Origin of the sequence: Brachybacterium sp. JB7, assembly GCF_003335205.1 — a bacterium.
Classification (GTDB): Bacteria; Actinomycetota; Actinomycetes; order Actinomycetales; family Dermabacteraceae; genus Brachybacterium; species Brachybacterium alimentarium.
Genome location: NZ_QPGN01000021.1, coordinates 23,448 through 44,223 on the forward strand (window position 1 = coordinate 23,448; position 20,776 = coordinate 44,223).

Annotated in this window: 16 protein-coding genes, 1 tRNA gene and 1 pseudogene; 9 read left to right on the forward strand and 9 right to left on the reverse strand. The window is 68.8% G+C overall.

The window, feature by feature from the left end:
• Positions 1-5 precede the first annotated feature (5 nt).
• On the reverse strand, positions 6-1,040 hold the full coding sequence (locus CIK81_RS16045) for an IS30 family transposase (protein ID WP_096166919.1): 1,035 nt from the start codon (positions 1,038-1,040) through the stop codon (positions 6-8).
• Positions 1,041-1,338: 298 nt separating this feature from the next.
• On the reverse strand, positions 1,339-2,043 hold the full coding sequence (locus CIK81_RS16050) for a hypothetical protein (protein ID WP_073884832.1): 705 nt from the start codon (positions 2,041-2,043) through the stop codon (positions 1,339-1,341).
• 171 nt (positions 2,044-2,214) lie between these two features.
• Between CIK81_RS16050 and CIK81_RS16055 the strand changes: the two genes are divergently transcribed.
• The 4 genes from CIK81_RS16055 (at position 2,215) to CIK81_RS16070 (ending at position 7,869) form a co-directional block, all read left to right on the forward strand.
• Positions 2,215-4,032, forward strand: a complete 1,818-nt coding sequence (locus tag CIK81_RS16055) for an ABC transporter ATP-binding protein (RefSeq protein WP_073884833.1) — start codon at positions 2,215-2,217, stop codon at positions 4,030-4,032.
• On the forward strand, positions 4,029-5,768 hold the full coding sequence (locus CIK81_RS16060) for an ABC transporter ATP-binding protein (protein ID WP_073884834.1): 1,740 nt from the start codon (positions 4,029-4,031) through the stop codon (positions 5,766-5,768). The genes CIK81_RS16055 and CIK81_RS16060 overlap by 4 nt, the downstream gene beginning before the upstream one ends.
• An 85-nt stretch (positions 5,769-5,853) precedes the next feature.
• Positions 5,854-7,116: an MFS transporter gene (locus tag CIK81_RS16065; protein ID WP_073884835.1), complete on the forward strand. Its 1,263-nt coding sequence runs from the start codon at positions 5,854-5,856 to the stop codon at positions 7,114-7,116.
• A 237-nt stretch (positions 7,117-7,353) separates the two neighbouring features.
• Positions 7,354-7,869 (forward strand): MptD family putative ECF transporter S component, encoded by a 516-nt coding sequence (locus CIK81_RS16070; protein ID WP_114355886.1) that lies wholly within the window; start codon positions 7,354-7,356, stop codon positions 7,867-7,869.
• On the opposite strand, the gene CIK81_RS16075 is transcribed toward CIK81_RS16070, so the two are convergent.
• Positions 7,805-8,839 (reverse strand): IS30 family transposase, encoded by a 1,035-nt coding sequence (locus CIK81_RS16075; protein ID WP_096166919.1) that lies wholly within the window; start codon positions 8,837-8,839, stop codon positions 7,805-7,807. The genes CIK81_RS16070 and CIK81_RS16075 overlap by 65 nt on opposite strands.
• Positions 8,840-8,891: 52 nt before the next feature.
• Between CIK81_RS16075 and CIK81_RS16080 the strand changes: the two are divergent.
• From CIK81_RS16080 to CIK81_RS16095, 4 genes and pseudogenes are all read left to right on the forward strand, one after another.
• Positions 8,892-10,178, forward strand: a pseudogene (locus CIK81_RS16080) (AMP-binding protein); the annotation flags it as partial.
• Positions 10,179-10,212: 34 nt separating this feature from the next.
• On the forward strand, positions 10,213-11,451 hold the full coding sequence (gene sfnG, locus CIK81_RS16085; RefSeq protein WP_114307518.1) for a dimethylsulfone monooxygenase SfnG: 1,239 nt from the start codon (positions 10,213-10,215) through the stop codon (positions 11,449-11,451).
• On the forward strand, positions 11,448-12,785 hold the full coding sequence (locus CIK81_RS16090) for an O-acetylhomoserine aminocarboxypropyltransferase/cysteine synthase family protein (RefSeq protein ID WP_096197483.1): 1,338 nt from the start codon (positions 11,448-11,450) through the stop codon (positions 12,783-12,785). Before sfnG ends, CIK81_RS16090 begins: the two co-directional genes overlap by 4 nt.
• Positions 12,782-13,300, forward strand: a complete 519-nt coding sequence (locus CIK81_RS16095; RefSeq protein ID WP_096166770.1) for a CoA-binding protein — start codon at positions 12,782-12,784, stop codon at positions 13,298-13,300. Before CIK81_RS16090 ends, CIK81_RS16095 begins: the two co-directional genes overlap by 4 nt.
• Positions 13,301-13,383: 83 nt before the next feature.
• Here CIK81_RS16095 and CIK81_RS16100 read toward each other — a convergent pair whose 3' ends face one another.
• From CIK81_RS16100 to CIK81_RS16115, 4 genes are all read right to left on the reverse strand, one after another.
• Complete coding sequence (locus CIK81_RS16100; RefSeq protein ID WP_114355887.1) at positions 13,384-13,740, reverse strand: glyoxalase/bleomycin resistance/extradiol dioxygenase family protein; 357 nt, start codon at positions 13,738-13,740, stop codon at positions 13,384-13,386.
• Between the two features lie 72 nt (positions 13,741-13,812).
• Positions 13,813-14,475 carry a pentapeptide repeat-containing protein gene (locus CIK81_RS16105; RefSeq protein WP_096166768.1) on the reverse strand — a complete coding sequence of 221 codons (663 nt, stop codon included), beginning with the start codon at positions 14,473-14,475 and terminating at the stop codon, positions 13,813-13,815.
• Positions 14,476-14,578: 103 nt separating this feature from the next.
• Complete coding sequence (locus CIK81_RS16110) at positions 14,579-15,472, reverse strand: SDR family NAD(P)-dependent oxidoreductase (RefSeq protein ID WP_096166767.1); 894 nt, start codon at positions 15,470-15,472, stop codon at positions 14,579-14,581.
• A 103-nt stretch (positions 15,473-15,575) separates the two neighbouring features.
• Positions 15,576-15,649: transfer RNA gene (locus CIK81_RS16115), tRNA-Met, on the reverse strand.
• Between the two features lie 568 nt (positions 15,650-16,217).
• Between CIK81_RS16115 and CIK81_RS16120 the strand changes: the two genes are divergently transcribed.
• Positions 16,218-17,984 carry a DUF222 domain-containing protein gene (locus CIK81_RS16120; protein WP_114355888.1) on the forward strand — a complete coding sequence of 589 codons (1,767 nt, stop codon included), beginning with the start codon at positions 16,218-16,220 and terminating at the stop codon, positions 17,982-17,984.
• Positions 17,985-18,146: 162 nt separating this feature from the next.
• Here the strand turns inward: CIK81_RS16120 and hemL are convergent, their stop codons facing one another.
• Together hemL and hemB are read right to left on the reverse strand one after the other, a co-directional pair.
• Positions 18,147-19,469 (reverse strand): glutamate-1-semialdehyde 2,1-aminomutase, encoded by a 1,323-nt coding sequence (gene hemL, locus CIK81_RS16125; protein ID WP_114355889.1) that lies wholly within the window; start codon positions 19,467-19,469, stop codon positions 18,147-18,149.
• 136 nt (positions 19,470-19,605) lie between these two features.
• Entirely contained in the window at positions 19,606-20,613 is a 1,008-nt protein-coding gene (hemB, locus tag CIK81_RS16130; RefSeq protein ID WP_096165388.1) for a porphobilinogen synthase, read from the reverse strand.
• Positions 20,614-20,776: the final 163 nt, after the last annotated feature.

The following is a 20,776-nucleotide window of genomic DNA, read 5'->3' on the forward strand; positions in this document are numbered from 1 at the left end:
CGATGTCAAGGCGTCGAAGCAACATGGGGCTCGCCGGCGAGCAGTCGAGCGAATGCCTCGGTGGGCGTGAGATAGCCCAGTCGGCGGCGGGGTCGATTGTTGATCTCCTCGGCGATGGTGGTGAGGTAGGGCTGGTGATCGGGGATCACCGTGCCCTTGGGCAGATACTCCCGGTAGAGCCGGTTCGTGTTCTCGTTGCTGGGCCTCTGCCAGGGCGAGTGGGGATCGGCGAAGTAGACCGGCATCGCCGTGGCCAGGGAGACCTTCGCGTGCTGGGCCATCTCGCTGCCCTGGTCCCACGCCAACGATGCCTTCATCATCTCGGGCAGGTCGTTGAAAAACTCGATGACCGCGTCAGCGGTTGGCTCGGCGTGTTTCGAGGGCAGGGCCAGCAGCCCGGTGAACCCGCTCATCCGCTCCACCAGCGTCGCCGCGCACGAGGTGCCGTTCTTCCCGATGATCAGGTCACCTTCCCAGTGCCCCGGCACCCGACGCTGGGCGGCGTCCTCACCTCGCTCCGCGATCGGGACCATACCTACGATTGGGCCACCGCGCGTCCGCCCGGTCGTACGTGGTCGGCGCTTGGTCCGCTTGGACTGCAGGAAGATGCCCTTGCGGGCGAGCTCACCCTTCGGGATTGCGTAGATGTACTGGTAGATAGCCTCACCGGAGACGGTTCGGCCGCGTGCGTCAGGAGAGTTCGCCATGCGTTCAACGGTCGGGTCTGTCGCCTCCAGACGCAACCGGCCCGCTATCTCGTTCGGCGTCCACGACGCGGCCAGATCCGCCTCCACCCTCGCCTGCAGCACCGGATCCCCCGCGACCTTCCGCTGCTGCGGGCGAGCCCGCCGACGCTGCGCTCTGACGTCTGCGGTCACGGCTTGGTAGCCGCGGGTCTTCGTCGAGTTCCGGTGAAGCTCCCGCGAGATCACCGACGGGCAACGCCCCAGGTGACGGGCGATCCTCCGCACCGACCAGCCCGCTTTCGAGGCCGTCGAGATCTCCGACCTGTCGCTGAACGACAACCCCACCCGCGCCATCCGCACACTCCACCGATCAGACCCCCGCCGACCGGGAGTGTTGCTTCGACGCTATGACACCACCGTTGACCGAAGGGACTCATCGGAGTCCGGCGGCCAGGCGTCAGTGCTGTCTGTCGCGGACAAGGCAATCACCTCCGATGGGCTCGGCAAGCGCGGGTGACCGGAGATCCGCCTGGGGAGGGTGTCCGCGCCGGGTAGGACCGACAATCCGATGCCAGGTGTGCAGTGCACAAATTATCGATCGGTGCTAGTGTACCCGATGCCTTTAGGTGAGGCTACCCTAATGAGATGTTGCCTATGGTTTCATCGGCTGTCTCGTCGCAATGCGGGCTGCGACGCCGTCGAGTGCACGCTCGACTGCGTAGTTGTAGAGCCTATCGAGGTCAAAGGCATGGGCGAGCGTGTCCGCGAACATTGCCGCCCCTGGATGCTGACTGTCCTCGGACAACATGCCGAGGCTTGCGAGGATCGCGTCCTGAAGCTTGGGGTCGACATCTCGCTCGTCTTCGGAGGCGATCAGGTGCACGGCGGTATTCAATAGCATGATGTGTGCGGCGGGTGCTTCGTCGCCCAAGCCGGCCTCAGCGAGCTTGCTGACCCCGGTATCGATCATCAGCACCGCCGCAGGGACGGTCGTGGCGGCCATGCCGAGCCAGCGGGCGACGCCGGGGTGCGCAGACAGTGTGTCGTGCAGCGAGGTGAGGAGCTGCTGATACCACGGTCGCCACGAGAGTTCTGGTGACGGTAAGTCGACTGAGCACATGACGGCGTCGACGATGACGCGGTCGACCTCGTGGCGTGGGCCGACGCGGTGCGCAATCGCCGTCGGCCAGCAGCCGACCTCTTTCGCGAGGTCCCGAGTGGACCACCCGGCTAGGCCGCGGGCGGCTGTGAGGCGGACTCCGGCTTCGATGATCTGCTCTGTAGTCAAGGGGGCTTCGTCCGCGGCGGTGCGCGGTCCGCGCTGGCGTTTGCTCTTCTTTGCCTTCGGCTTTGTCATGCTCGGCTCCCATCCGCGGAGTGTCGTGCCACCACGATACCCGGCGTAGTTGTCCGTTGAACAAACGCGCCGGGTAAGGGTACACTCACTTCAAAGATTTGTGCACTGCACAGGGCCCGCGATCGGGGACCGTGCAGACCGTCGATGAGTGGATGCTTGAAAGGATGGCTCATGCCCGATGATGCGACCGCTACTCAGGCTGTGTTGCCCGACGCTCAATCCGAGTCGGCGCCGGATACGCTTGAGCCCGAGACGAGAGCCGCTGGTAGTGACAAGAGCCTCGGCTCGCTGCTCGCTCCGGTGCGTGGGCGGCTGATCCTGGCGGGGGCGTTCCAAGCGCTTGGCGCGCTGACGTCCTTGGTGCCGTATGTCGCGATCTATCGGATCGTCGAGGAACTGTTGCAGCCGGCAGGCGCGAGCGGGAACGTGGTGTGGGCGTGGGCGGTCATCGCCGTGATCGGCGTGTTGGTGCGCACTGCCGCGACAGGGGCGGCATACACCATCACTCACGGAGCGGACGGAACGGTGGGCCAGGCGCTTCGGCAACGATTGACCGATCGGCTGTGGCGGGTGCCGCTGGGCTGGTTCGGAGAACGCTCCTCGGGTCAGGTGAAGCGCCGCCTGCAAGATGACGTGCACGACGTGCATCATCTGGTGGCACACGCGATCAACGACCTGGTGGGAGCCATAGTGGCCCCGCTCGCGGGATTCGTACTGCTGTTCGTCGTCAACTGGCGATTGGGCCTGGTGTGCCTGGTGCCGGTGCTGCTGTACTTCGTCGGACTGAGCGTGATGATGCGCGGAAACACGGAGAACGCGGCACGCTGGGACGAGGCATTGGGCCGGGTGAACTCCCGGATCGTGGAGTTCGTGCAGGGCATCGCGGTCGTGAAGACATTCGGCCGGACGCGCAGCACTCAGGAGCGCTACCACGCAGTCGGTGACGAGCTGGCCGTGTTCTTCGAACGCTGGATGGGACCACTGCTACGCGTCAACGCGCTGGCGAGTGCGGTACTGGCACCGCCGACGGTGATCGCCCTGGTGCTCGCGACAGGGGCCTGGTTCGTCCATTCAGGGTGGGGGGCGCCGGCCGAGGTGCTGCTGGCGTTGATGATCGGGGTCGGACTGGGTGCACCGGTGCTGAACATGGGGATCGGGGCGCAGGCAATGCGCACCGCCACCGCGGCAGCGGCGCGGCTGGGCGACCTGCTCCGCACCCCGGTACTACCGCAGGTCGCGCATCCACGCACCCCGGAGGGTGCCGTGGTGGAGTACGACGGCGTGCGATTCTCCTACGATGGGCAGACCGACGTGCTCTCGGACATCGACCTCGTACTGCGACCCGGCACCGTCACAGCACTGGTGGGCCCATCGGGCTCCGGCAAGTCCACGCTGGCGCGGCTGCTGCCCCGGTTCTGGGACGTCACCGACGGTGCGATCCGGATCGGCGGAGTCGACCTGCGGCACGCGGCTCCCGAAGAGATCTACCGGCGAGTCGCATTCGTGTTCCAGGACAACGTTCTGCTGCGCATGAGCGTGCGCGACAACCTGCGCCTAGCGGCCCCGGACGCTGACGACGCGACCGTGGAGGCGGCAGCGCGAGCGGCGCAGATCCACGACGTGATCATGTCCATGCCGCATGGCTACGACACGATCGTGCACGAGCAGGTGACTCCGTCCGGCGGTGAGACCCAGCGGCTGTGCATCGCACGGGCCATGCTCGCTGACGCTCCCATCGTGGTGCTAGACGAAGCCACCGCCTTCGCAGATCCCGAATCAGAAGCAGCCGTCCAGGACGCCCTGTCAACGCTGATCGCAGGCCGTGCGGTCCTCGTCATCGCGCACCGGCTGCGCACGATCACCGACGCGGACCAGATCGTGGTTCTCGAGGGCGGCCGGGTCGTCGAGACCGGCCGCCATGACGAACTGCTGGACCATGGCCGACTCTACGCCGCTCTGTGGAACGCCCAGGAAGGAACGACCGCATGATCCGCAAGCTGCTGCCGATCCTCGCATCGGACGACCGGGCGAAGATGCGCGCCTTCCTCACCGTCTGCGTCGCCTACGGGATCCTCCAGGGCGTCGCGCTGCTGCTGGCGATCCCCGCACTACGCCACCTGCTCGCAGGTGAAGCTTCTGCGAGCTGGCCGTGGATCCTCTCGGTGATCGGTGCCGCTGTCATCGCGGGCATCGCATTCTCGATCCAGAGCGTGCTGGGATCCCGGATCGGGCTCGCCCTGATGCGCGGCCTGCACCGCAGCATCATCGACCACCTCGGCGTGCTGCCGGTGGGCTGGTTCTCCTCCGATCGCACCGGAAGACTCTCGCAATCAGTCTCCCAGGGCACGACCGCCGTGTGGACGGCCGCCTCGACCCTGATCCAGCCGCTGGTGACCGCCGTCGTTACGCCCATGACCATCGCGCTAGGGCTGCTGTTCATCGACTGGCCGGTGGCGCTGACGATGCTGATCGCCGCCCCACTCCTGTATCTGGTGTACCGGTGGGCGGCCGCGCTCGCTGAGCGCTCGGCCGATCAGATCGACCAGGCGGCGGTTGAGGCGGCCAGCCGCGTCGTGGAGTTCACTCGCGCCCAGCCGGTGATGAGGGCATTCCGGGCCGATCAGGCCGGCAACGGCATGCTGGCGAGAGCACACCGCGCCCAACAGGAAGCCTCCCGCCGCTCGCTGCGCACCAGCCTGCCCGGCCTGATCGGCTTCGCGACCGCCGTGCAGCTGATGTTCGCCGCCGTCATCGTCATCGCCGTGTGGCAGTCCCTCACCGGCGCGGCGAGCGCGGCGACCGCCGCCGTGGTGCTGTTCGCCGCCGCACGCTTCACCGGTCCACTCATCGACGCCGCCGACCTCGGCTCCGCGCTCCGGCTCGCCGGTCACGACCTGGATCGCATCGACAATGTCCTCGACGAACCCGCGCAACCCGAGGGCACAGACAGCATCGAACAGGCCGGAGAACTCGCCTTCGACCACGTCGACTTCACATATCCCGGGGGTCGACAAGTGCTGCACGAGGTGACTTTCTCGGCGCACCCGGGAACCACTACCGCTCTGGTAGGGCCGTCAGGATCGGGCAAGAGCACGATCCTGCAGCTGGCCGCCAGGTTCTTCGACCCCGACGCAGGCACTGTGCGCATTGGCGGTGTCGATGCCAGGCTGCTGCCGGTACAGACCGTGATGGAGCAGCTCTCGGTGGTCCAACAGAACGTCTACCTGCTCGATGACACGATCGAGGCCAACATCCGTTTCGGCAACCCGGAGGCCACTGACGACGAACTGCGCGAGGCGATCCGTCTGTCCCGCGTCGACGAGATCATCGACCGGATGCCCCACGGCCTCGACACGCAGGTCGGCGAGGCCGGAGTCGCGCTCTCTGGCGGAGAGCGTCAGCGCGTCTCCATCGCGCGAGCCTTCCTCAAGGACTCGCCCATCGTGCTTCTCGACGAGATCACCGCATCGCTCGATCCGGAGAACGCGATCGCCGTCCACGCCGGCCTGGCCGCACTGTCTGAAGGCCGAACCATGCTGATCGTCAGCCACGACCTGACGACGATCGCCGGAGCCGACCAGATCCTCGTCCTCGATGACGGCGCGATCGTGGAGCACGGCACCCACACCGACCTCGTCGCCGGCACAGGTCTGTACGCCGACTTCTGGGCCGAACGCGAACGGGCCCAAGGCTGGCGCGTCACCCACCCCACCGACGCCTCATGAAACGACACGCGAGAACAGCGCGGTGTGCGCACACATGCTACGCCGTCATCGTGACCGACCCGGATGCACTGAAGGACCCCCGAGGATGACGACAAGCAACCCCGCGCAGATCAAGCTGGTGCTAACGGCGGTGTTCCTGGCCTACCTGGCGCAGATGACGCTGAACCCCATCATTGCCCCGCTCTCACGCGAGGTCGGCCTGGCCGAATGGCAGGTCGGGGTGACCATCAGCACAGCAGCGATCATGGTGGTGCTCACGGCTCAGATATGGGGGCGCCGGTCGCAGTCGCTGGGACGCAAACGCGTTCTCCTCGCGGCGCTGGCCCTCGGTGCGATCGCGACGGCAGCCTTCGCGCTGATCTCCCAGGTCGGCATGATCGGCGCTCTCAGCGGCACCGTTCTGTTCGCGCTGTTCGTCGTGCTGCGCGGTATCGGGTTCGGCACCGCCATTGCTGCTATCCAACCAACCGCGCAGGCCTACATCGCTGATGTCACCACCGATGAGACCACCCGGATCAAGGGCATGGCCGGTGTGGGCGCGGTCCAGGGCGTGGCTCAGATCGCCGGTTCCGTTGTCGGTGGCCTGCTCGCCGCTTTCGGGCTGATGGCCCCGATCCTCTCCGTCCCGGTGCTCCTCGCCCTCGGCCTCGTGCTGGTCGCCCTTCGGCTGCGCCCCGAGGCGCGCACCACACTGATCGAGAAGCCTACGAGCGTCCGGCCGACAGACTCGCGGGTGTGGCCGTTCCTGCTCGCCGGGTTCGGCATGTTCACCGCCCTGGGGTTCATCCAGATCGTCACGGGCTTCATAGTCCAAGACCGACTTCACCTGGACGCGAAGACAGCCGGAGTGCTCACCGGCGCGGCCCTCCTGGCCGCAGGTATCGGCATGATCCTCGCCCAGACAGTCGTTGTTCCTAGTACGGGATGGGGCCCGGCCACCCTGCTGCGTGTGGGCGGCGTGGTTGCGCTGCTCGGATTCCTCGTGCTGATCCCCGATGCCGGGCCGGTCGCCCTCTTCGGATCGATCGCCCTCATCGGCCTGGGCTTGGGTACCGCCATGCCCGGCTACACCGCCGGACCAACACTGTTGGTCTCCCGCGAGGAACAAGGAGGCCTGGCCGGGCTCATCGCCGCCAACATGGGTCTCACCTTCGTCGTCGCACCCACCGCCGGTACCGTCCTGTACGGCGTCTGGACCTCTCTGCCGATCATCGTCGGCGCGGCCATCATGGCCATCGTCTCCGTGTTCGTTCTCCTTCACCCCCGATTCCGACGCATCCCGACTCCGCCCGAAGGCGATGCGACGAATTCGGACGTGCCAACGCAGGACGCCGGCCATGAACGTTGAGGCAAACGTCGTGGCAGGCATCACCGGGAGCCTGGAGCCTGCTTCGGTGAGTGGCCGAGCCAGGAACGCTGGGGACACGATCGGAGTGGATCACAGCTTTAGACTCGCCCTCCATATGAGCCTGGCTCCTCACGGATCGAGGAGGTCGAGGGCCGGCACGCACCAATTCGACGGTACGGTCTCGCGCCAAATGCCTACTGGTGACTTCCTGCCTAAACACTGCTCGAAAGGACCGCTATGAACACTTCAACCCGGGACAATTCCACCTCGCCGCGAAGGCGGCTGGGGGTCAAAGACCTCGTCACCATTGGCATCTGCGGTGTCCTCGCGATGGTGATTAACACCGTGATCGGCATGATCCTCACCCCGATCTATGGCTTCGCTTACCCTGTCGTCGGCGGCCTGTGCGCGCTGTTCTCAGCCCCGGTGTATGTCCTGATGAGCTATCGAGTCGCTAAGCGCGGAACCGCTGTGCTGTTCTACCTGATCATCGCGATCATCTCCGCGCTGCCGGGGTTCTTCTACATGATCCCCTTCTACCTGGCCGCCGGCCTGATCTGCGAGACCATTCTGTGGCGACCGCGAGCGTACCGCAACGGCATGCTCAACGCTGTGACCTACATGATCTTCGGAATCATGTTCTCGATCGGCTCCTACCTGCCCATCTACCTCTTCGGCGACGGCGATGTCAAGGCGTCGAAGCAACATGGGGCTCGCCGGCGAGCAGTCGAGCGAATGCCTCGGTGGGCGTGAGATAGCCCAGTCGGCGGCGGGGTCGATTGTTGATCTCCTCGGCGATGGTGGTGAGGTAGGGCTGGTGATCGGGGATCACCGTGCCCTTGGGCAGATACTCCCGGTAGAGCCGGTTCGTGTTCTCGTTGCTGGGCCTCTGCCAGGGCGAGTGGGGATCGGCGAAGTAGACCGGCATCGCCGTGGCCAGGGAGACCTTCGCGTGCTGGGCCATCTCGCTGCCCTGGTCCCACGCCAACGATGCCTTCATCATCTCGGGCAGGTCGTTGAAAAACTCGATGACCGCGTCAGCGGTTGGCTCGGCGTGTTTCGAGGGCAGGGCCAGCAGCCCGGTGAACCCGCTCATCCGCTCCACCAGCGTCGCCGCGCACGAGGTGCCGTTCTTCCCGATGATCAGGTCACCTTCCCAGTGCCCCGGCACCCGACGCTGGGCGGCGTCCTCACCTCGCTCCGCGATCGGGACCATACCTACGATTGGGCCACCGCGCGTCCGCCCGGTCGTACGTGGTCGGCGCTTGGTCCGCTTGGACTGCAGGAAGATGCCCTTGCGGGCGAGCTCACCCTTCGGGATTGCGTAGATGTACTGGTAGATAGCCTCACCGGAGACGGTTCGGCCGCGTGCGTCAGGAGAGTTCGCCATGCGTTCAACGGTCGGGTCTGTCGCCTCCAGACGCAACCGGCCCGCTATCTCGTTCGGCGTCCACGACGCGGCCAGATCCGCCTCCACCCTCGCCTGCAGCACCGGATCCCCCGCGACCTTCCGCTGCTGCGGGCGAGCCCGCCGACGCTGCGCTCTGACGTCTGCGGTCACGGCTTGGTAGCCGCGGGTCTTCGTCGAGTTCCGGTGAAGCTCCCGCGAGATCACCGACGGGCAACGCCCCAGGTGACGGGCGATCCTCCGCACCGACCAGCCCGCTTTCGAGGCCGTCGAGATCTCCGACCTGTCGCTGAACGACAACCCCACCCGCGCCATCCGCACACTCCACCGATCAGACCCCCGCCGACCGGGAGTGTTGCTTCGACGCTATGACACCACCCACCCGCTGTTCATCATCTACACCTCCGGCACCACCGGGAAGCCCAAGGGCCTGGTCCACACCTCCGGCGGCTATCTCACCCACACCTCGTGGTCGCACTGGGCGCACTTCGACGCGAAGGCTGACGATGTCCACTGGTGCACCGCGGACCTCGCCTGGGTCACCGCCCACACCTACGAGATCTACGGGCCGCTCTCCAACGGCCTCACCCAGGTGATCTACGAGGGCACCCCCGGTGAGCCCACCCGTGAGCGCCACCTCGAGATCATCGAGCGCTACGGCGTGACCGTCTACTACACCGCCCCCACCCTGATCCGCACCTTCATGTCGTGGTTCGGGGACGAGCTGCCCACCGGCCACGACCTCTCCTCGCTGCGCCTGCTGGGCACCGTCGGCGAGGCGATCAATCCCGAGGCCTGGGTGTGGTTCCATCGCACCTTCGGGCGCGGTGAGCTGCCGATCATCGACACCTGGTGGCAGTCAGAGACCGGCGCCTCGATGCTCGTCCCGCTGCCGGGCGTGACCACGCTGAAGCCCGGTTCCGCGACCGTGGCGCTGCCCGGCATCGACATGGCCGTCGTCGACGCGGAGGGGAACGAGCAGCCCGCGGGCGTCGCCGGCACGCTGGTGGCCCGTCGGCCGTGGCCCGGGATGGCCCGCACCGTGTGGGGCGACCCCGCGCGCTACCGCGACTCGTACTGGAAGGACTACGCCGGCCGCGGCGAGCACGGCGGCTACTACGTCGCCGGGGACTCCGCGACGGTCGACGCCGACGGCTGCTTCTGGATCCTCGGCCGCCTCGACGACGTCGTGAATGTCTCCGGGCACCGGCTGTCGACCATCGAGATCGAATCAGCGCTGGTCGCGGATCCGACCGTCGCCGAGGCGGGCGCCGCCGGGGTGCACGATCCGCTGACCGGCCAGGCCGTGGCGGTGTTCCTCATGCCCAGCGGCGGCGACTCCGAGGTGCCCAGCGGCGGGGGCGCCGAGCTCGACCACGCCGCGCTGCGTGCCCGGGTGGCCCGCGAGATCGGACCGATCGCCAAGCCCCGGCACGTGATCGAGGTGCCGGACCTGCCCAAGACCCGCTCCGGGAAGATCATGCGCCGCCTGCTCGCCGAGCTGGTCCACGCCGAGCGCGACCGTCGCGCCGGCCGCGAGCCGACACCGCTGGGGGACACGACGTCCCTGCAGAACCCGGAGGCGGTCGCCGCCGTCGCCGCCGCGCTCGCGTCCCTGCCCGCGGACGACCCGGCCGTCGCCGGGCTGAGCTGACAGACTCCCCGACGGATCCGACCCTGGAGGACCTATGACCACCACCGTTCCCGCCTCGAGCTTCGAGACGCCGCTGAAGTTCGCGTACTGGGTGCCGAACGTCTCCGGAGGCCTCGTCGTCTCCACCATCGAGCAGCGCACCGACTGGCAGCTGCCGTACAACGCGCGCCTGGCCCAGATCGCCGAGAACTCCGGCTTCGACTACGCGCTCACGCAGACCCGCTACGCCGCCAGCTACGGCGCAGACAAGCAGCACGAGGCCTCCGCCTTCTCCCTGGCGCTGCTCGGCGCGACCGAGCGGCTCAAGGTCATCGCCGCCTTCCACCCCGGCATGTGGCATCCGGGCGTGCTCGCGAAGTGGCTGATCACCGCGGACCATCTCTCCGAGGGCCGTGCCGCCGTGAACATCGTCTCCGGCTGGCTCAAGGACGAGTTCGTGAAGTTCGGCCTGCCCTGGCTCGAGCACGACGAGCGCTACGTGCGCACCGAGGAGTTCATCAACGCTCTGCGCGGGCTGCTCACCGAGAACGGCTACTCGCAGGACGGCTCGTACTACTCCATCGACGACTTCACCCTGAACCCGAAGCCGGTCGACGTGCCCGGCCGGCCCCATCCGGAGATCTTCTTCGGCGGCAACTCGACCGCCGCGCAGGACACCGCCGGTCGCGTCGCGGACTGGTACTTCTCCAACGGTCGCACCCTCGAGGGCTACGAGGAGAACGTCGCCGGCGTGCTGGCCTCCGCCCAGCAGGCCGGCCGTTCGCCGCGCTTCGGCCTGAACGGCTTCGTCATCGCCCGGGAGTCGCGGAAGGAGGCGGAGGAGACCCTGCGCGAGATCGTCGACAAGGCGCACCGCCCCGCCGTCGAGGGGTTCCGGAAGTCCGTGCAGGAGGCCGGCGCCTCCACCAAGGACGGCAAGGGCATGTGGGCCGGCTCCTCCTTCGAGGACCTCGTGCAGTACAACGACGGCTTCAAGACCCGCCTCATCGGCACCCCCGAGGAGATCGCGGATCGCATCATCGAGTACAAGAAGGTAGGAGTGAACCTCATGCTGACCTGCTACCTCCACTTCCAGGAGGAGATCGCCGCCTTCGGCCGCGACGTGCTGCCCATCGTGCGCGAGAAGGAGAAGGACCTCGCCCGTGCGCGCGGCACCGAGCTGAACACGGACCTGCTGCCCGTCGTGCCCGGCGTGAGCGCGCAGGAGGCCGCCGCGGCGACCGCCGAGACCCTCCCGGCCGACCACCCGTCCAGGACGGGGGCAGCGGCATGAGCGCGGAGCGCACTTTCGGATTCCGCACCCGCGCCCTGCACGCGGGCGGCACGCCCGACGCGCAGCACGGCGCCCGCGCGGTCCCGATCTATCAGACCACCTCATTCGTCTTCGACGACGCGGCCGACGCGGCGAACCTGTTCGCGCTGCAGAAGTACGGGAACATCTACTCCCGCATCGGCAACCCCACGGTCGCCGCGTTCGAGGAGCGCATCGCCTCGCTCGAGGGCGGGATCGGCGCGGTCGCGACCGCGTCCGGGATGAGCGCGGAGTTCATCACCTTCGCCGCCCTGGTCGGCGCCGGGGACCACGTGGTCTCCTCGGCCCAGCTGTACGGCGGCACCGTCACCCAGCTGGACGTGACCCTGCGCCGCTTCGGCGTGGAGACCACCTTCGTGCCCTCCTCGGACCCGGAGGACTTCCGCGCGGCCTTCCGCGAGGAGACCAAGGTGCTCTACGTCGAGATGATCGGCAACCCCTCCGGGGAGATCGCCGACCTCGAGGGACTCGCCGCGGTGGCCCACGAGCACGGTGTGCCGCTCGTGGTCGACGCGACGCTCGCTACCCCGTACCTGGTGCGTCCGCTCGAGCACGGGGCGGACATCGTCATCCACTCCGCCACGAAGTTCCTCGGCGGGCATGGCACCACGCTCGGCGGCGTGGTGGTGGAATCCGGCCGCTTCGACTGGGGCAACGGCAAGTTCCCCAGCATGACCGAGCCGGTCGCGTCCTACGGCGACATCAAGTGGTGGGACAACTTCGGCGAGTACGGCTTCCTCACCAAGCTGCGCTCCGAGCAGCTGCGCGACATCGGCCCGTCGCTCTCGGCGCAGGCCGCGTTCCAGCTGCTGCAGGGCGTCGAGACGCTCCCTCAGCGGATGGACGCCCACCTCGCGGGCGCCCGCGAGGTCGCGCACTGGCTCGACACGGATCCGCGCGTCTCCTTCGTGACCTACGCCGGGCTGCCTTCGCACCCCCACGTCGAGCGGGCCGCGAAGTACCTGCCGCTGGGCCCGGGCGCCGTCTTCGCCTTCGGCGTCACGCCCGTCGGCGAGTTCGAGACCGCCGAGGAGCAGGCCGCCGCGGCCCGCGCCACCGGCGAGAAGGTCATGGAGAACCTGCAGCTCGCCTCGCACCTGGCGAACATCGGCGATGCCCGCACGCTGGTCATCCATCCGGCCTCGACCACCCACCAGCAGCTCAGCCCCGAGCAGCTGCTCGAGGGCGGCGTGCGCGCGGACCTGATCCGCATCTCGGTGGGCCTCGAGGACGTCGAGGACATCCTGTGGGATCTCGACCAGGCGATCACGGCCGCGACAGGAGTGGAGCGATGAGCGACCAGACCCAGATCCAGCCCCAGCGCACCTGGCAGGGCCCGTCGGCCCCGGAGCGCCTGGCGATCCTGCGCCGGGCTCAGTCCATCGCGATCGTGGGCGCGTCGGCGAACCCGGCGCGGGCCAGCTACTTCGTGGCGACCTACCTGCTCTCCAGCGCTCCGTACGACGTGTACTTCGTGAACCCCCGCGCGGACACGATCCTCGGCCAGCCGGCCTACGCCTCGCTCGCCGACCTCCCGGTGGCGCCGGACGTGGTCGACGTGTTCCGCAAGGACGCCGACCTGCCGGGCGTGGCCCAGGAGGCCGTCGACGCGGGCGCGAAGACCCTGTGGCTGCAGCTGGGCTCGTGGAACGAGGAGGCGGCCGCGATCGCGGAGAACGCGGGGCTCGACGTGGTGATGGACCGCTGCGTGAAGATCGAGCATGCGCGCTTCCACGGCGGGCTGCACCTCGCGGGCTTCAACACCGGCGAGATCACCTCGAAGAAGCAGCGCCTCAGCGGACGCGGCTGAGGCTAGGCTGGCCGTTCAGGCGCGGGTCGGGGATCACCTCGGCCCGCGTTCTGCTGTGCGGGGGCGCGCCGAGACCGCTCGCCTCACCCGAGAGGGCGGGAGAAGTCGATCGTCACTCCCGGTGCGGCGTCCAGGCGCACGCACGCTGAGCGCTCGCCGAAGTCCATGTCCGTCGGCTCCCGGACGGCGATCGCACCGCGAGACACGGCGTGCTCGAAGGCTGCGTCGACGTCCGTGCACTCCAAGTGGAGGACGATCCCTTGCGCGGTCGTCTCGCCGTCGGCCGGGGCGTTGAGCCACAGCGGAATGCTGTTCGGGGCGGTCAGCGAGGCAAAGCTGCCGTAGTCGGCGTCGAGGGTCCAGCCGGCGGCGTCGCGCAGGGCTGTCGCTGCGGCTGATGGGTCGTCCAGGACAAGGGTGAGAGCGCGGATGCCGGTCATCGGTCGACTCCTTCGTCGGGTGGGTGCTCGGGTCTCAGCCTATGGGGCTTCCCTCGCGATCGAGAGGCGTTCTCAGCCCTCCACCCGAATGCCGAGATGGCTCGCGAAGGCCGGGGCGAGGGCGGTCACCTGCTGGGCGTCGAGCGTCGCGCCGGACATCCCCTCGAGGTTGCTGATCGAGCCGACCTCGAGCCCGCGCAGGTCCACGTCCGTCAGCCGGGCGTGCGCGAGGGAGACGCTGCCGGCGCGGCAGTTCACGAAGGAGACCCGCGTGGCGGTGACCCCGCCGAGGTCCAGCTCGTCGATCGTGCAGTCCTCGAACAGGACGTCCTCGAGCGTCGAGGAGCGCAGGTTGATCCAGTCGAACTTGCTGCCCACGACGTGGGTGGAGCGGATCTGCGCGTCGTAGATGTCCAGGGCGCCGATCCGGGAGCCGAGCAGCTCGACATCGCGCCAGGTGGAGCGGGTGGCGTCCAGCACCGGTGCGTTCAGCCGTTCCAGGCGGGTCTCCACGAGCCGGCCGTGCTGGAGGATCGTGGTGTGCGCGGTGACGCCCACCAGCTCGCACTCGGTGAAGGTCGTGCCGGTCAGATCGCGCCCGGAGAGGTCACCGCCCTCGATGCGCAAGCCCTCGTAGCTCTCGTGCGGCTCGAGCTGTTCGGCGTCGGCGTCCTCGAGACCGGGCAGGACGAGTCGGCCCAGCACGGGCTTCTTGGTGGTGGCGGACCGGCGCACGGGGCTCCTCAGGAGGTGGGGGCGGAGCCGTCCGGGCAGCTGTGGACGGCTCGTCCGAGAGTACGGGGCGGGTGCGACGGACGGTTCCGTCCCGCGAGGCCGCTCAGGACGGCCCGATGCCGGGTTCCGTCGGCCGGTCGCTCCGATCCGGCGTGCGGCGACCGGTGAACTGGTCCATCGAGGAGTAGACGTGGAAGATCCTGTCGGCGATCAGGTCCCACGCTCGGGTGGGCAGCACTCCGCGCAGCATCGAGGCGCTCTTGACCGTCCACGGCGTCATAACGACCGGCGTGCCCCGCAGCATTGCCATCCAGGCCTTCTCGACGGCGCGTTCCGGGGTCATGACCGGGGTGAGCAGTGGGCCGCGGGCTCCGTCGAACATGCCGGTGGAGATATAGCTGGGACAGAAGGTGGTCACGGCCAGGTGGCGATGCCCTGAACGCTCGAGCTCGAGCCGCAGCGATTCGCTCCAGCCGTACAGCGCCCACTTCGAGGCCGCGTAGACGCTCATCCGCGGGTTCGGCATCGTCCCGGCGGCCGACGCGACGTTCAGGATGCGTCGTGGCCGGGAGGCGTCGGCCATCATGTCAGGGAGGAACTCCCTGGTCAGCCACATCGGGCCGAGGGAGTTGATGCGCACGGTCTGCTCGATGTCGCGCTCGGGATCGTGCTCCCAGAACATCGCACCGCGCACGATGCCGGCATTGTTCACGAGGAGGGTGGGGGTGCCGAGGTCTGCCCGAGTGTCTGCGGCGGCCGACGCGATCTGTTGCTGCTGCGAGATGTCGACGGGGTAGGCGCGGGCATCCACCCCCTGCGCGGAGAGCTCGGCGGCGAGCTGCTCGATCGCGACGGTGTCCCGGTCCCACAGCGCGAGGGACGCGGCGCCCTCGCGGGCGGCTCGTCGGGCATAGAGAGCGCCCATCCCGTGCCCGGCGCCGGTGATCAGCACGGTCGCTCCGCGCACGAGGGACGGATCCGGGGCTGTGCGAGACATGCATCCTCCTGCGGTCGCGGCGGTGAGCGCACGGCGGTGAGCGCATCGCCGCGGCCAGCTTAACCAGGGGCGACAGGCCCGGGTGCGGTCCTGGACCGCCTCGACGCTCCGGCAGGATTCGAACCTGCGACGCGCTCCATATGAGGGAGCTGCTCTACCGGACTGAGCTACGGAGCGATGCGCCGGTGGGGGAGTTCCGCGGCCGGCGAGCTCCCATGGTGAAGGGCCGGACGTCGCGCTGTCGACCTTCTCGTCATGAAACGTCGCATGCTGACTTCGGGCGTGATCAGCATTCTTCGTGCCGGGGCTGTCGGCTGATGTTTCCTCCACGCGTGAGGGTTATCCACAATTCGCAGAGTGTCATTGTCGAGGGTGAATTCTGTGGGTGTGCGTGGGGTGTTGTGGGCCGAGTGTGATGGCGCGTCCTGCGGAGCGGGAATCTGGTGCGCGCGAGCGCGCGCCCGACAGGACTGGGGGCAGCCCCCGTGCGTAAGAAGTGCCGTTAACCTGCGGTGATCCTGACTTTGCGAGAGGGGGTGGATTGAGTGGACGGGCCCCCAGGGTGCTCTGTGGTCACGTGCGACGAGCGTGGGGTGCGCTGAAGCGTGACCGCCACCGCTGGATCGGCCTGTCGACACCGATCCTCTCCCGCTTCTTTGTGCGACCACCTTTCCTCCCCAATGGCAGTTATCCACAATCGCTCTTTCGCTCTTCTTTTGTCAGGGGTGCCCGGGAGAATAGGAGCATGACGGAGACACTGCAGGGCGATGACGCGGAAGCCGGGGACCCCACCCGGCAGCTGCTCGACGCCGTGCGGGGCCGAGGGCCTCTCGCCCTCGCCGAACTGCTCGGTGATCAAGCCTTTCTCCTCATCGAGCTCGCCACGCAACCGGGCATCCTGTTCGACGCCGCCGGTGGGGGAGAAGAGGCGCACACGCCGGAGCACTATTCCGCGGTGGTCGGCCGTCTGCACGAACAGCAGGCGGCCCTGGAGGCACTCGAAGCGCGTGCCGTCGTCGGCCTCGCCGATGCGATCCGGCTAAAGGCACGGGCAGACGCCATGGCGAACGCGGCGCAGGAGCCCGAGGCCGCTCCGGCACCGAAGGCGACCGACGAGCGGGCCGAGCGCACCGCGACGCGCGAACTCTCCATGATCACGGGAGCCTCTCCCGCTCGTGCTGGGCGCACCCTCGGCAGGAGCCGCCGACTGGTCGAGTCGATGCCCGAGATGCTCCACGCCCTGGCCACCGGGCAGGCGGCGCCCGAGAAGGTCCGCAGCGCGGCCGTTTCCGTGGCGCCTCTGTCCCCGGCGCAGCGAAAAGAGGTCGATCGTGGACTCGCCCGTCGGCTGCCCTCCCTCGACGGCGCCGGCGTGAAGCGCTGGAAGCGCGAGGTCACCGCACAGATCGAGGCCTCGGACCCCACCGGCGCGGCGCGTCGGCACCAGCACGCGCGCACCAAGCGGCACGTCACGGTGCGTCCCGGCGAGCACGGCATGGCGACGGTCTCCGCGCACATCCCTGCTCTGGACGCTGCGAAGATCCGCAAGCGCCTCTCCCTCGAGTCGGAGCGCCTGCGCGCCCATGGTGATCGACGAGGACACCAGGCGATCCAGGCCGACACCTTCATGGACACTCTCCTGGGCCGCGAGGACGGCATGGACCCCACCCGCCTCGACATCGGGGTGATCATCACCGATCGAGCCCTGTTCTCACCCAGCCGCGGAGACCTCGCGCGGATCGAGGGATATGGACCCGTCCCCTCCGAGTCCCTCCGTGAAGAGCTGCGCAGCACGCTGAGCAGGCGGAAGCAGCAGATGGACTCCGCCCTCGGCCAGGATGGGCCCGCTGCCCGCGCCGACCTCAGGCGCCTCTACACCCACCCCACCACCGGGGAGCTGGTGGCGATGGATTCCGTTGGCCGCGCCTTCCCACCGGCTCTCGCCCGGTTCATCCTCTGGCGCGACGTCACGTGTCGTGGCCCCTTCTGCGATGCCCCGATCCGCCAGACCGACCACATCCGGCCCTATGCGGCCGGTGGCCCGACCTGCTCGGACAACGGCGAGGGCACCTGCGCGTTCTGCAACGACAAGGAGAACCAGGTGCGCAGCGTCGAGCGGTCCGGCGACCCTGCCGACTCCGGGCACCGCGTCACCTGGACCAGCAGCACCGGCGTCACTCGCACCACCACGGCCGAGCCGCTCTCCCTGCCGGACCAGGCAGACGAGCGGGTGGCTGATGATCATGCGCAGTCACCGCAGTCACCGCAGTCACCGCAGTCACCGGAGTCAAGGGGCCTCGAAAACACCGCTGGGGCGGAGCACAGCGCCCCCGCCGACGATGTCGGCCCCGCTGAGGACGCCCACCGCTTCGATCCCCCCGAACACCGGATCAGCCTCGCGCGTCGATTGCGGAACGCGCGCAGGCACTCCGGATCGGTCCGGCGGCGCATCGTCCGACGTTCCTCCGGACGAGGAGAGATCGCCCCGGACGCAGGTCGCGAACCCGGCTGAGCAGGCCCAGCTCCGGATGACCCCTCACCCCCTGATCAGCGGCGCCGACCGTTCGCCGTGGGCGCGGGTCCTGTTCCTCGTCAGCCTGCTCGCGCTGATCACGTTGGTGGTCGCCGCGGTCGTCATCGCCCTCAGGGCGCCGTCGAGGCGCGGCCGATCAGCTCACGCCGACGCGGCAGCCTTCGCGGCGCCGGGCAGTGCGGCGGCGATGCGGTCCAGCACCGATTCCGTGTGCGCGGTGGAGACGAACCAGGCCTCGAAGGCCGACGGCGGCAGGTAGACCCCCGCGTCGAGCATCGCGTGGAAGAACCGGGTGAAGGCCGCCGTGTCCTGGTTCTTCGCGTCCTCGTAACCGGTCACGGGCTCCTCGCGGAAGAACACCGAGAACAGCGTCCCTGCGGTCTGGATCACGTGGGGCACCCCGGCAGTGGTGAGCGCGTCGGCCACCAGCTGTTGCAGGGTGCGCGAGGCCGAGCCGAGGGTCTCGTAGGCGGCGGCGTCGAGCCCGGCGAAGGTCGCCATGCCGGCGGCCGTGGCCAGCGGGTTCCCGGACAGCGTGCCTGCCTGGTAGACGGGGCCGGCCGGGGCGAGCAGGCCCATCAGGTCCTTCCGGCCGCCGAACGCACCGACCGGCAGACCTCCGCCGATGACCTTGCCGAACGTCATCAGATCGGGTGCCCAGGCATCGTCGGTTCCCGTCGGCCCGTCCACGCCGTAGTAGCCCTCGCGGCTCGCACGGAACCCGGTGAGCACCTCGTCGCTGATCAGGAGCGCGCCGTGGGCATGCGCGGTCTCCGACAGGAAGCGGTTGAAGCCGATGCCGTCGGCCTCGAGCGGCGGGACGACACCCATGTTCGCGGGCGCCGCCTCGGTGATGATCGCGGCGATCTCGGAGCCGCGCTCGGCGAACAGCGCCGCGACCGCGTCCCGATCCCCGTAGGGCAGCACCACGGTTTCCCGCGCGGTCGATGCCGTCACGCCGGCCGAACCCGGCATCGCGAACGTGGCGACGCCGCTGCCCGCCTCGGCCAGCAGGGCATCGACGTGCCCGTGGTAGCAACCGGCGAACTTCACGATCACCTCGCGCTCGGTGGCCGCACGGGCCACGCGCAGCGCGCTCATCGTCGCCTCGGTCCCGGAGTTCACCAGGCGCAGCTGTTCGACCGGGCCGACGCGGGAGACGACCTCCTCGACGAGGGTGACCTCGCCGGCCTGCGGAGCGCCGAAGGAGAGTCCGCGGCCGGCGGCCTCCCGCACGGCCTCCACGACCTGCTCGTTCGCGTGGCCGAGGATCATCGGGCCCCACGAGCCCACCAGGTCCACATACTCCTTGCCGTCCGCGTCGTGCAGCAGGGCGCCCTTGGCATCGGTGAGGAACGGCGGGGTGCCGCCCACCGAGCCGAAGGCACGCACCGGCGAGTTCACGCCGGAGGGGATGACCTGCTGGGCGCGGGCGAAGAGGTCTGCAGAGGAAGTGCTGGTCATGAGGGAACTCCTTCGAGAGGAACGAGGGGCCGAGAGGAACGAGGGGGCGAGGGTGGGGCGAGGCCGCCTGATGCCGACTGGCTCATGCCGACTATCTGATATCGACTGGCCGATGCCGACTAGAGCGCCGCAGTGCTCACAGGAACTCGCGCAGGTGCGCGGGCAGACCGTCGCGGTACCAGCCGGCGACCTCGCTCGCGTAGTACGTCAGCACGGTCGAGGCGCCGGCCCGGCGGAAGGCCAGCAGTGATTCCAGCACGCTGCGGTCGCGGTCGATCCAGCCGTTCGCGGAGGCCGCCTCGATCATCGCGTACTCGCCGGAGACCTGGTAGGCGCCCACCGGGACGGGCGAGGCCTGGGCGACGTCGCGCAGCACGTCGAGGTAGGGCATGCCGGGCTTGACCATCACGAGGTCGGCGCCCTCGGCCAGGTCGAGCTCCAGCTCGCGCAGGGCCTCGTGGCTGTTCGCCGGATCCTGCTGGTAGGTGCGGCGATCGCCCTGCAGCGAGGAGTCCACCGCCTCGCGGAAGGGGCCGTAGAACGCCGAGGCGTACTTCGCGGTGTAGGCGTAGAGCGCGGTGTCCTGGCGGCCGGCGGTGTCGAGCTCGTCGCGGATCGCCGCGATCTGGCCGTCCATCATGCCCGAGGGGCCCAGCAAGTGCGCACCGGCCTCGGCCTGGGCGAGGGCCATCTCGCGGTACCGCAGCAGGGTCGCGTCGTTGTCCACTCGGCCGGCCGCATCGAGCACGCCGCAGTGGCCGTGATCGGTGAACTCGTCCAGGCAGAGGTCCGCCATGATCACGGTGTCGTCGCCCAGCTCGGAGCGCAGGCGGGCGAGGGCACGGTTGAGGATGCCGTCGGGATCGGTGGCGCCCGACCCGATGGCGTCCTTGTGCTCGGGGACGCCGAACAGCATCACGCCGCCCACCCCGCGCTCGACGGCCTCGGTCGCCGCACGGACCAGCGAGTCCATCGAGTGCTGCACGACGCCCGGCATCGAGCTGATCGGCGCGCTCTCCTCGGCGCCCTCGCGCACGAACATCGGCAGCACGAGGTCTGCCGGGCGCAGGGTGTGCTCGCGCACCAGCGAGCGCATCGCGGAGGTGGAGCGCAGGCGACGGGGACGGTCGAGGGGGGCGGTCATGATGCTCCTTCAGGAGAGACGGTTCAGGAAAGGTCAGGGGCCGACGGCGGGGTCGACGGCAGGGTCGAGCGTGGGCCCGACGGCGGGGTCGACGGTGCGGCCGACGGCGGGGTCGACGGTGCGGCTGAGGGAAGTGGCGACGGCGGGCCCGACGGTGCAGCTC